13 protein-coding genes are annotated in these 11,850 nt (G+C 39.3%); 5 read left to right on the top strand and 8 right to left on the bottom strand.

Features of this window, described 5'->3' with window-relative positions; translation table 11 throughout:
• Positions 1-7 precede the first annotated feature (7 nt).
• The 4 genes from P6910_RS09040 to pdxB all read right to left on the bottom strand — a co-directional run bounded on the left by P6910_RS09040 (position 8) and on the right by pdxB (position 2,882).
• Positions 8-181: a hypothetical protein gene (locus P6910_RS09040; RefSeq protein WP_317145944.1), complete on the bottom strand. Its 174-nt coding sequence runs from the start codon at positions 179-181 to the stop codon at positions 8-10.
• On the bottom strand, positions 178-1,020 hold the full coding sequence (locus P6910_RS09035; RefSeq protein WP_317145943.1) for a hypothetical protein: 843 nt from the start codon (positions 1,018-1,020) through the stop codon (positions 178-180). Before P6910_RS09035 ends, P6910_RS09040 begins: the two co-directional genes overlap by 4 nt.
• A gap of 223 nt (positions 1,021-1,243) precedes the next feature.
• Positions 1,244-1,621 carry a disulfide bond formation protein B gene (locus P6910_RS09030; RefSeq protein WP_317145942.1) on the bottom strand — a complete coding sequence of 126 codons (378 nt, stop codon included), beginning with the start codon at positions 1,619-1,621 and terminating at the stop codon, positions 1,244-1,246.
• Positions 1,622-1,730: 109 nt separating this feature from the next.
• Complete coding sequence (pdxB, locus tag P6910_RS09025) at positions 1,731-2,882, bottom strand: 4-phosphoerythronate dehydrogenase PdxB (RefSeq protein WP_317145941.1); 1,152 nt, start codon at positions 2,880-2,882, stop codon at positions 1,731-1,733.
• A 142-nt stretch (positions 2,883-3,024) separates the two neighbouring features.
• Between pdxB and P6910_RS09020 the strand changes: the two genes are divergently transcribed.
• Both P6910_RS09020 and P6910_RS09015 read left to right on the top strand, forming a co-directional pair.
• Complete coding sequence (locus P6910_RS09020; RefSeq protein ID WP_317145940.1) at positions 3,025-4,089, top strand: DUF3080 family protein; 1,065 nt, start codon at positions 3,025-3,027, stop codon at positions 4,087-4,089.
• An 81-nt stretch (positions 4,090-4,170) separates the two neighbouring features.
• Positions 4,171-4,860: a hypothetical protein gene (locus P6910_RS09015; protein ID WP_317145939.1), complete on the top strand. Its 690-nt coding sequence runs from the start codon at positions 4,171-4,173 to the stop codon at positions 4,858-4,860.
• A 105-nt stretch (positions 4,861-4,965) separates the two neighbouring features.
• Here P6910_RS09015 and P6910_RS09010 read toward each other — a convergent pair whose 3' ends face one another.
• From P6910_RS09010 to P6910_RS08995, 4 genes are all read right to left on the bottom strand, one after another.
• On the bottom strand, positions 4,966-5,382 hold the full coding sequence (locus P6910_RS09010; protein ID WP_317145938.1) for a hypothetical protein: 417 nt from the start codon (positions 5,380-5,382) through the stop codon (positions 4,966-4,968).
• A gap of 218 nt (positions 5,383-5,600) precedes the next feature.
• Positions 5,601-5,948, bottom strand: coding sequence for a hypothetical protein (locus tag P6910_RS09005; RefSeq protein WP_317145937.1), 348 nt, complete (start codon positions 5,946-5,948; stop codon positions 5,601-5,603).
• A gap of 83 nt (positions 5,949-6,031) precedes the next feature.
• Positions 6,032-6,379: a hypothetical protein gene (locus P6910_RS09000; RefSeq protein ID WP_317145936.1), complete on the bottom strand. Its 348-nt coding sequence runs from the start codon at positions 6,377-6,379 to the stop codon at positions 6,032-6,034.
• Between the two features lie 543 nt (positions 6,380-6,922).
• Positions 6,923-7,216, bottom strand: a complete 294-nt coding sequence (locus P6910_RS08995) for a hypothetical protein (protein ID WP_317145935.1) — start codon at positions 7,214-7,216, stop codon at positions 6,923-6,925.
• A gap of 677 nt (positions 7,217-7,893) precedes the next feature.
• Between P6910_RS08995 and P6910_RS08990 the strand changes: the two genes are divergently transcribed.
• The 3 genes from P6910_RS08990 to P6910_RS08980 all read left to right on the top strand — a co-directional run bounded on the left by P6910_RS08990 (position 7,894) and on the right by P6910_RS08980 (position 11,756).
• Entirely contained in the window at positions 7,894-8,781 is an 888-nt protein-coding gene (locus P6910_RS08990; protein ID WP_317145934.1) for a protein kinase domain-containing protein, read from the top strand.
• Entirely contained in the window at positions 8,781-10,223 is a 1,443-nt protein-coding gene (locus tag P6910_RS08985; RefSeq protein WP_317145933.1) for a hypothetical protein, read from the top strand. Before P6910_RS08990 ends, P6910_RS08985 begins: the two co-directional genes overlap by 1 nt.
• A 144-nt stretch (positions 10,224-10,367) precedes the next feature.
• The gene (locus P6910_RS08980; protein WP_317145932.1) at positions 10,368-11,756 is read left to right on the top strand and encodes a hypothetical protein; all 1,389 of its coding nucleotides are present in this window, start codon (positions 10,368-10,370) and stop codon (positions 11,754-11,756) included.
• The last annotated feature ends 94 nt before the right edge of the window (positions 11,757-11,850 follow it).

Below are 11,850 nucleotides of genomic sequence, written 5' to 3'. Positions count from 1 at the left end.
TCAGAAACTAAAAATAGCTCATTTTTTTCGCTTTGCCTTTTAACTTGATACCAGCAGTCATTACCGAAGCAGTTTTTGCATTGAGTGCACCAAACCTTTTTTGGAAAAAACAGTAAATCAGCTCTTCAAACACAGTATTTTTTGGAGTGCCTGGCGTGCCGCAGATAACCAGAAGGCTCAATCATTTCCTTCAAAGGTTATTTGTTTTGAATAATATTCAGGCGCTAATCTAACGATCCTCACTGAGTCTGAAGGGTATGACTCCTGAGCAGCAGACAAAGACTGGAAAAATATATCACACACTCCATGTTTGCTTATATACCTTCCATCTCCTATGTAAAAAAGACTATGAAGTAAACTTTCACCTGATAATAATTGAACGATGTCTCCCCAGCGGACTTTTTCTTGATCAAATTTTTGAATAGATACAAATGAAAGCTTTTCATACCAACCATTGAAATTTTGACTTATTTGTTTATCCATCCCAAATGCCAGGTAATTAACAAATTGATGACAAAAACCACTCACAACACTTTCCTCATCTTCAAAAAAATAAAAAGTTTTACAAACATTCTCAAAGCCTTGCGTAAAGATATCTGACAACCTTTTTTTCACTTGTTCCCGATAGCATAAATCAAGATTTACTTCCTCGCTCAAAGGCAAAGATACTGAAAAGTCTTTTTCTGAAACAGGGTAATCTGGACTTAATCTATAATGCTTTACACCATTTAGGCTAAACGGAAAAACATGCATTTTTTTAACCCCGGAATTTTTTTTAACGTAGAGCTTTTCAGCGTAATGTTCTTCAAGGTACCATTTTATTACGTAGTGCTCTTCATTAAGAAAACGAAAATCATTAGCAGAGTCAACCTTTCTTTCTGATAATAATTTTGTTTCAACCTGAGTCTGGTAACTTTGATCAGAGCTAACTTTATTAGCTCCTGATTCTTTAGCTACAGTACTTTCTGATTGAATTGAAGCAGGGTTGAATTGTAAGTGCATTTCTGGCAATGAGTTCATTTTTATACATCCATTAATATTTTATTAAGCACCTATCCAGATGGTTTATCAAGCCTGGTTGGCAGTTTTTTATTCTTCCAAATTGAAGCTCTTATTATTCATTTGACAGATAAAACGAATAATAATTTCCTTTTATGGATATTAGTACTAACCATAAAGTAAGCCAGCATAACAAATAGCCAATGCTTATCTTCAGACTTTTGTTTATGACTTTTGTTTCAGACTATTGCTTCAGACTTTTACGGCTTAGTAAAGTCCGTTCGATCAGGAGCAGCAACTCGCCACTGAGCAAACACAGAGCAATAATAACCAGCGGGGTATTCGACGAGAAATGCCAGCTTTTTATCATCAGGAACAGGTGCTGGGAAGCGGTGACCAGACCGACCACAGAAACCAGACAGGTTAAGAAAATACTGATATAGCGGTAATGAGGCAAAACCATCAGAACACCGAGCAAACCGATGGCAGTTCTTTCCGTGCGGCAGAATGGACAGGTTTTCACGATCTCTGCCAGATCCATCCACCAGGTCACTGCGCAAATCGCAATAGCAATCCCCCCCAAAGGTCTAATGTAGCGGCTCATCACCAGTGTCTTGATCATGGAACCTGTCCCAGTGAACTCATCTGTACAGATTTATCGTAAGATTCCTGAGACTCTTTATAACGAACTGATTGTAACAAACTGTTTATGAGAAGCTGCCAGACCTGTCTCAGACCTCCTGAAGATGAAAGCCCAGGGCCTTCAGATGTTTTTGAACCTTTTTCTCACACTTTTTGGCCTGAACCATCAGAGTGCTGAATTCCCGCCGCTCCCGGTAGTGCTTTCTCATCCGGTCAAATTCGATAGTTCGCGCCTCTTTCTTCATGGTGAAGAGACGTCGCATAAGCGCATCGTCACGACGCAGATCGTAGACGGATTTCATCGCAATACCAGCAGCCTCGGCAGCGGTAGCTGAGTCGTTGAAACCCATTCTCTTCAGAGCAGGCATGGGAGTGATAGCGGCCAGTCTGACCCTGCACGGTAAGCCAAAGGTCTGGCAAAGGGCCTTATAGACCCTCTCGGTACCCGAGATCTTGCCGTCCAGACTATAGCCTGCAATATGGGGGGTGCCGATATCCACGCGTGCCAGCAGATCCAGATTGACATCAGGCTCATATTCCCAGACATCCAGCACCACACTGAGATCCAGACCTTCTTCGAGTAATTCAAGGAGTGCCTGGTTATCAATAACCGGTCCCCTCCCGGCATTGATCAGAATAGAACCCGGTTTTATCTTGCTCAGCCTGTCATAATCCAACATATGATGAGTAGGATAATCCACGTCCCGGGTCAGGGGAGTATGCAGAGCAATGACATCACATTGACCTAACAGAGTTTCCAGGGATTCGAACCGGACACCCGCCGTTCGCTCACAAAGTGGATCACAGGCCATGACCTCAACACCCAGCCCTTCAAGGGTTTTATACAGTTGGCTGCCCACCTGACCATGACCCACAATACCTACCTTTCTATTCATCAGCCTGAAGCCATCCCGATCGGCAAGAATATCCAGGGCGCAAAGCACATACTCAACAACAGAACGGGCATTACAGCCAGGCGCATTGGCAAAAGTAATGCCCCGGCCGGCCAGAGTTTGCTGATCGATATGATCAACACCGGCAGTGCAAGAACCAACAAACCTGAGAGCAGAAGCCTGCCGTAGTAGTGCTTCATTCACCGCTGTTACTGAACGCACCAGCAGCGCGTCTGCATCAGCAATATCGCTTGCAGTAATATCTCGCCCGTGCAAAGCCACTACTTCACCCAGTGCCCCGAAGCATTCATGAAGTAGTGGAATGTTCTCGTCAGCAACAATTTTCATCGATGGCCGTATTCGTTGATTCCAGTGGTGGCGTGATACTATAGTCCATTCTTAAAATTAACAACTCCGAGCTTATGTGGATCGGTCACTCCTGTTTGAGAAATAAAACCTATACTGCACTCAATCCTGTCAATCACTGCTTATGACTTTGAAAGTAACTGTTCGCTCCCTTGCCCTGCTTTTGCTGATCACTCTGGCAGGCTGTGGTTATCGTTCCACAGCTGAATATCAGCTGGAAGAGTATGAAGAAAGAATCAGTCACGTTACCGGACAGCCAATGCCCTCTGCTACGGTCAGTTTTCCTGAAATGCCTCCGTTAAGAAAGCGTCAATATCCATTACCGGATATTCGTTTAAAAGCACTGGAAGCCCTGAATCTTCTCGAATGCCCCAGACTTACCCAGCTCATTGCACACCGCAACAACAGTTTAGGTAAACAGATGCAGCCTTCCCAGCTGCTGCACTACGAAAAAAAGCTGATCGTCGAGCTGGAAGACTGCACAAACTATTTACAGCAGCGGGATAAAAAGGCAGAACTAAGAGCCAGATTGGAAGCTATCCTTCAGCAGAAAGAAGCTGCGTTGCCCGCAGCCAAATGGAACATGCTGCTGTCTGGAACTGAACTGCCAAGCCAGTTGAGCGGCTTTCAGACCCTGCTTCCGCTCCATGGAGATAATGGCCGTCAGGGAACACTGGAAGCACTAAACTATCTGAGGTTTTATCTGAAAGATGACCGTTTTTCTCCTCCCTACGATCAACAGTCTCTGGAAATGCAACTGCAACAATTAACCGCTTCTCATTACAGTGGTCAACTACTGGCTGCTGCCTCGGCTATTACTAACACCCTCAACCGTGTTTCAGTGATGCTGGAAAAGAGCAACAATATCTGCCCACAAGGTCGGCGCTCTGTAAAAATAGAACGACTCAACAACGTCTTCAGACTTTTCTACGTCGACAGTATCCAGCCCTACATGGCCAAAGTCGTTACAGAAGGGAAAGAATGGCAATCTGTCATCTTGCCTTTACTGATTGAACTGCCACCTGCTCCAGACAAGGCCATGAAAGACTATCTATTGGCCATTACCCATTCGGATTACGCCTTTTCAGTCTGGCATCAATTAGACAAGGCCATTCTGCGCCATACCCGAAGTTGGCAAAAAGTACTGACTGAATGCCAGATGCAACCCGGACAAAACCCTTCGAATTAACTTCCAGACTCCAGTGCCGATAGACAGCCTTAAGGGCGATTCCTGACTCACACTTATGCGCCCTGCAGCACCGGAGATTCAATGGATAAAAAGCCGGATGACGAAGGGAATGTGATTGACCTTTTTACCCGCAAGCCCGTCAACGAAACGGAAAGTGAAAAAATTATCAGGCTGGCACCGGAGCTGGATGGCCTGGAAATGCTTTACAGCAACGACGCCAATCCCGGAAAACTGTTCAGTATGAAAATTCTCTGCTGGGCCCTGAAAAAAGATGGTACAGTGGATGCTCTGGTGCCATGGCTCAATAAGCTGGTGCCTGCCCGAGAGCTCAATGATCCATTGAATGGGCGCTGGGAAGGCTACTACGACAGCTTTCATGATCACGCCTTTTTTGAGGCTCCCGAATACAAAAGAACAGAGCTGGAAACCGCCGCTCTGTACTTTCAAACGAAAGAAGAAGACCCTGACTTCATTTTGCAGGAAATTGGCGACAATATTGGCACTCATGCCATCCTGACAGAAGACAATTTTCACACCCTGATGTTGATTCATGTCACCAGCTGGCGCCTGTACAACGACGGCCGTATTCATGCCATGCTGGCCGATGAGAAGAAGGTAGAAACCACACCCATTCTGCCCAAAGATGAATGCCTTTTTCCAGCGCAGGAACATGAAGATTTTAAGTATTTCTTTCACCATATCATTGCCAACAAAATTAAACACGGTGACCCTGATGCCATTGCTGCCTTCACTGAAATGATCGAGGACTAAGCACCTAATGTCAGGGTAGATTTTTTTCTAATTATTAACCCCCCATTCGGAGAGGCTGCGCAGCAGGCAAAGTCCCTTGGTAATTTTTGTTATGAACTGTATTTTCTAATATTTTGGTTTTAATAAGCACTGATCCTTTCCCTGGCCAGGGTTAAAGCTTATGGAATCTACAATCACTTCTTTATAGAATGAGCCTTGTGGATGGCCAACAAATATTTGGCTAATTGACTCCAGATCGTACAAAGGTAAAACATGTGCAACAGTCAAATAAAATTTCCCCATCATCACGCCAGTAGTTGCTTGATAAATATCACCATCAGTTGTTATTACGATTACTTGCAAAGGAGGATTTAATAAATACGCTTGCAATTTCATACTGCACTCTTCTTTTTTTACAGTTGTTCTTAGAGTTGTGTCTTCGCTGATATTCTTGTCTGAACCTGAGTTGTCTTCTTCCACCATGCCCCAAGTGTTTATTGAAATAAATTCAACAACAACAAAAAGTAGAACAGAAACTTTCATTACAAAACCAACTTAAATAGAACAAAATTCGATTGGTTAGTATAGCTTATGCTGAGAGGGATATAACCTATGTCGCTTGAAGAGCACACAGCAGGAATCTCGTGAAAAAATCCTGCTAAATGCATTTTTATTAGCTTAATATTTTTCACCACAAGAACCACTTAAAATATCCTGTAAAACCCGACCTCACTGTTTTTTCTCAATTCTAATATATTAAATTAATGACCACACACCCAAATAGACAGTTCATAATTATAGGTGGCGTCCCTTCTTGAGAATGCTCTTTTCATTAAAACCCTGATGACGTACATTCCATCTTTTAGTATTTCAATAGGCTTATCATTTTCTAAAGTAAGGCTGACTGGAGAATAAATTATAACTTCAAGATTTTTTGCTTTCAGATTGGATAAAAGATTATCATTTTTATGTAAATACAATTTATACTCATCGTATGCATAACCTGAAATACTCCCCCTATAAACGTATTTACGTGTATCGTCCTGACTGGCATACAAACAACCAGTCAAAACCACTAACAGGAAGACATAGAAATATTTTTTAATCATCTTTCCTCCACTATCTCTAAATCTGGTTCTCTTTGTTCTACTCTTTTCTCCTCATATTTTCTATCAAAAAGAGTTTAAATGTTTCACAGGCGTCGAACCTGAATGTGCTGAATTTTCCCATCATACACGACCACATCTTCCAAACCAGAATACTCTACAATTTCACCAGTGTGCATTTCACCGACAAAGTTAAAAGTAAAATGAACAATTCCGGGTTTGGTTTCTATGACACTGCTTACTTGCCATTGAAGTCTTGCAAACTTACCATGATAAAGTCTCTGCATAGTCATGATGTCATTTACTCCCAGAAAAAGCTCACCCTTTCCTGATCTGTAAGTAGAGCTTTCACAAAATAGCTTTGTGATCTCATCAAAATTACTGTCATTTGAGAGTTGGAAGTAATACTTTGCTATCTCCAATGGATTGATCATACCTTGAGCCTCTCGACTATAAAGAACTGAGTCATAGCATAGACCAGCCCAGGAACATAGTCATAGAGCTGACGGGCACACAGTATGTGCGTCCCTGTTGAGCGTGTTGTCAGGTGGCGTGCTTATTTCTGAAGGTGGTTTACGATGATAGCGAGTGTATCTTCGATTTTTTCAAACCGACTGTAGTTCTCAAACTGGTAAGCCTCTATCTTGAGGTCTTGCTGGTTCAGCTGAGCCACCGACGGCGGCGAGCAGTGGAACCAAGCCCCGGATAGAATTGGCGGATGCAGGAATTATGACAAACTATACTATTGCGTCTTGCTAAATATTTCTATTGACTCTGCAAAGAGTAGAATAGTCAGCATTGAAAAAACAAAAGCCGATACGAATAACGCTTTTATTTACTTTTTTTCAACCTCATAATTTCACTTTTTAACTCTTGAAGCTCTTCGCTCAAGCCTAAGTCACTGCATATGTTTATATACTCTCCACCTTCATTCAAGATATTCAAAACTCCTAGTAAGAGCTCCATTAACTGCCCATTTAAGTCTTTGTTTTTTTTTGCAAACCCAGAAAAGTAAAATCAGAAAGACCACCTGAGGCGGATAAAGAAGAAGACGTTATCAGCTGATTAAAACCAGTGCGACCTAAACCAGCTTCTGCCAACCTCTTTAATTGCCCCAAATAGATTTCTTTTGGTTTTTTTGGATTATACTGAGTTCCAATTAAGACTACTGAAGATATAATTCGAATCATATCAATTATTTCTGTAAGCCCAGATAATTCACAAGCATTCAAAAACATTTGATGACACTCAGTACTTTTTTTATATGACATTATTAATCCTCTGTCGTGAATCGAAAGAAAACGAGAACTGGTTGAAAGCACTGTTGCGTTCGAATGAAATGAAAGTAAAAATATTATCAAAAATAAAATCGTCTTTTTGAATTTCATAATAAACTGTTCTCATAGTCTATTTACCATGAAAAATAGCACTGTATATTTTGGAAAACAAAAAAATAGAAACGATTAGGAAAATATAAAAATCAGGAAAACCTCAAGATTTCAAAATAGAAGCTAAAAAATAGTTCGTCATACATAAAAAACACCTGATTGCTCAAACATTCCTTGTTGGAATTAACCTAAGTTTGACAAAACGAGTAAAAACAACCAACTGTTTTTTTAGAAATTGGCTGATTCCAGCTTTCAACCCCACTGGTGTTAATGTGCAGTACCACATAAGCGAAGCCTACAGATATCCTGAGGCTAACTGACACAGAGAGTGAGAACATGGTGTAAACCCTGTTGCTGCCGTCTCGTGCCCTCGCATAGAATACTAAAACGACAAGAACTGATAACAGGATAAAAATAGTTCACCTGTCGCTTGATAAAATTTACGGATTTTTTTATTACCTTCCTAACTTATTGGTAAGTAGTGGTAACAAATAAAGAAACATTTTAAATGTAAAACACTCTAATATATAAATTCACAATATATTACAGGTGCACCAAAAATGCAGCCAACTTCTTCAGTGACCCATGGAAAGGGAGCACAAAAACAATCCCCAAACTCAAATAATGAGACAACCATTGCTTTAACTAAAGGCTACTATGTAAAAAGACGTTTGATTGGTTATGGATCTTATGGAAATGTTTATTTAGCCAAAAATGAAACAGAATCCACAAACAAAGATAATTTTGTTGCTCTTAAAATTGCACGAAGAAATGGAGAGATTGAAATCGACACTTTAAGTAAGCTAAACCCTCATAAAAACATTGTAAATCTGTTAGATTTTTCTATTTCTGATCACAGAGTATGCTTAGCCTTAGAACTTGGAGACTGTTCTCTGGATAAACTTGTTGGTTTATGGGGTAGAGAAAAAGTAAAATTATCAATTGGACAACTTGACTTTTTACTTACTGAATTATTAGAGGCCTATAAGTATATTGAGAGTAAAGAATTATTAAATAACACTGATTTATCTGAAGGCAATGTTCTCTATTTTAAAAGCGAAAACAGATTAAAACTGACAGATTTTGGAATTGACTGGGATGGTAGTACAACACAATCAAAAATTGGGAATCTTGTCTATTATGTTTTAACCCGATTAAGCCATAATTGTGATGCTCTGCCTTATGAAGGAAAAGCTGCTTTTTGTAATGTAACATGTTTTAAAAGAATTTACTTCAGGCCTGATTTTTCATATTTAGATTGGAAAAAGGATTTAGATAAAAAACACATAGATTTAATTATTAACTTATCAAAAGGTGTATTTAGTATTCCAGAAATCACTACCTTATTGAACAATCTAAGTGAGAAATTAGAGCTTTTACCTGTGCCCGAGACATTAATCTCAGGAGAAGATATTAAACCTCATATAGACCCAAGGGATATGGAATAATGGATCAAGCAATAAAACCAGACGCATCATCAGGGGGGTATATCCTGGCATACCCCGAAATGCTGGCAGACGCTCCATCCAGAAATAGAGCTGATGCTGAGAAGTATCTTCCAAACCTTGATGAATACACAGAAAATCAATCTGTAAATAAAGACCTTTCATCAAGATGTATTTCTTTGGCTCATACCGAAAACAATGACGATAATCACCACCTAAAGGTTGCAAAAAATATAGTCTTTAACCTGGATCGAACTTTATTTGAGTCAATTGATGAAGAGTCCTGGAAAAACATGGCTGACAGTTTGAAATTTTCAGGCATTGATTCATTAGAAAAAGCTATTGCTATGGATTTGAGGGTATGTCCCCCATGTCCGGTTTTCCACACATGGGTCGCACTGCATGGTACCACCATATTTAATGGCTTGAATAATCCTGAAAAATTAGCGGGAATTAATTATGTTCAAAGAATTTTAGAAGAAGGAACCAACCTCAGTAAAAGTGATATACCGCTGCTAATAGTATATTCAGATAAAAATCTAACAACCTCTCAAATTAATGAGATGAAGGCTGAATTTAAAGATCACGACAATATCTTATGCATCTCTTTTGAAACAGAACTGCAGCTAAAATTTATCGCCCAATTAGAGCGATACGCCTCATCCATCGACTTTCATTTTATGGATTCTATTAGAATTATTGTATCGCAAAACATTACTAAGACTATAAGCTTTTGTATAAACAAAGCAAAGTCTGAAAACAAAACAGAACTGGCTAATCGTTTAGAAAAGCTCGGGTTTAATCATTTATTTTATTCAGATATTGATAATCAATGGTTAAGCAGGCCGCCTTATATATTAGCGAGTCATGGGACTTTTACTCAGCCAATGATTTCAGAAACATTACCATTAATTCACATACGAGAAGGCGTTGTTGAAAAGTTATCTGAAATCAATAGAAAGCTTTTAGAGTGGCATACATCATTTTTTTCAGAAATGCCCTATTTCATACAAAGAAAACCAGCAAAATGGTCTGCAGAAAAAGCAAAAAAGTTATTTGATTATATTTTAAGTGGTGACGCAGAAAGTAATTATGAACATTTATCAAAACAGATTGCACATATTTCACCACACTTCAATTATCTATTGATTCCTGATGGAGCAGTTTCCTGGGAGGGCGAAAATAGTTGTTGTTTTTTTTCAGAGCAGTCTAAAGACGTTTTTTTAAGAGGCGCTTTGAAATGTCCTTTCATTATAGACCTTCATCAAAAGCCAGATAGTCGACTTGATAATGACTCTTATAATCCAGATCAATATTACAAAGAGGCACACAGTCTCGTTGGGATGCAACTACTCAAATATCATTCTCATGGGCATGATGACACTTGGCACATTACCCAGACAATGCCTGACAAGCTCAAACAGAGTGGCCCTGTCATCATGTAAATAATATCCATCATCAAAGTTTTAAACCTCGACTTCGGCTTTCAATCTCGCTGTGTCAGAGACACTTACACTCTTGTTAGCAATCAATTAGAACTAAACAAAGTTAAAAGACTCTAAAAATAGAGTATCAAAAGGAGCAATGACATGGATAAAGTTGTAGGACAGAACATATTTCGTGGGGAATATTCGTCGCCATATTCTAAAATCGAGTATGAAAGACCATCTAAAGCTATGAAATATGTCTCTAAAGCAACAAACGATGGAGATTCTCTTAGTTCTAAGGACTTGTCATCAAGATACGTTTCTCCGGTAACGCCCGAAAAAGGTAACGATAAACACCACATCCAACTGGCAAAGAATATAGTCGCCACTCTAGATCCAATTTATTTTGATTCCATTGATGACGAGTCCTGGAAAAACATGGCTGATAGTTTAAAGTTTTCAGGCATTGATTCATTAGAGAAAGCCACAGCTATGGATTTGAAGGTATGTCCTCCATGCCCGGTATTTCACACATGGGTCGCACTGCACGGCACGACCATATTTAATGGCAAGAACAATCCTCAAACTCAACCAGGAATAAATTATATTCAGAGAATATTAGAAGAAGCAACTAACCTCAGCAGGCATGATATCCCACTGTTCATAGTGTTTTCGGACATGAATCTCACAAAAGATCAAATTCAAGAAATGAAGGATGAATTTAAAAACCATGACAATATCCTATGTATTTCTTTTGAATCAGACCTGCAGTTGAAATTACCCATAAAACTACAGAAATATGCTTCATCCATGGGCATAATGTTTATGGATTCTATTAGAATTGCTGTATCTCAAAACATCACTCAGACTATAAATTTTTGTATAGATAAGGCAAAATCAGAAAACAAAACCAATTTAGTAAATCGTTTTGAGAAGCTTGGGAGTAATCATTTGTTTTATTCAGACATTGATAATCAATGGCTTTCAAAACCACCTTATATACTAGCTAGCCATGGAACATTTACTCAGCCACTATTTTCAACATTTTTGCCACTAAACGAAATAGGACCTATGATTTTATACGGATTATCTGATAAAATTAGAGAGCATTTAAGAACGCATAGATCATTTTTCATTGCTATGCCTCACTTAAATAAATACAATTCAGGAAATTGGTCTATTGAAAAAGCTAGAAACCTGTCTGATTATATTTTATCTGGTGAGGCACAATCCAACTATGAATATCTAGTAAAACAGATAGCAGATGTTGCATCTAATTACGTTAAGTTATTGAAATACACTAGTTTCGTTTTTTCTCAGGGAGACAATAGTTGTCTGTTTCTGGCTGAGCATTCAAAAGATTTTTTCTTAAAAGGTGCTCTAAAGACCCCCTGTGTTATAGACCTTCATCAAAATCCAGATATTCATCCAAGAGCTGCTTTTGCTAATCCAGACCCATATTACAGAGAAGCACACAATCTCGTTGGAATGCAATTACTCAAGTATCATTATCATGGGCATGATGAGTCCTGGATAAGAAGCGGATACTAAGGGAAATGGACTGATATTACAGGTGAGAGCCGACTGCTGGTAAATTCTGTAGTTCTCACCTCAGAAATATTTACACTCATATTAAGTACTCAAC

This window comes from Endozoicomonas sp. 8E (genome assembly GCF_032883915.1).
In the GTDB taxonomy this organism is placed as follows: Bacteria; Pseudomonadota; Gammaproteobacteria; order Pseudomonadales; family Endozoicomonadaceae; genus Endozoicomonas_A.
Note: the sequence above shows the minus strand (reverse complement) of the source record. Positions and strands in the feature narration are given on the sequence as shown.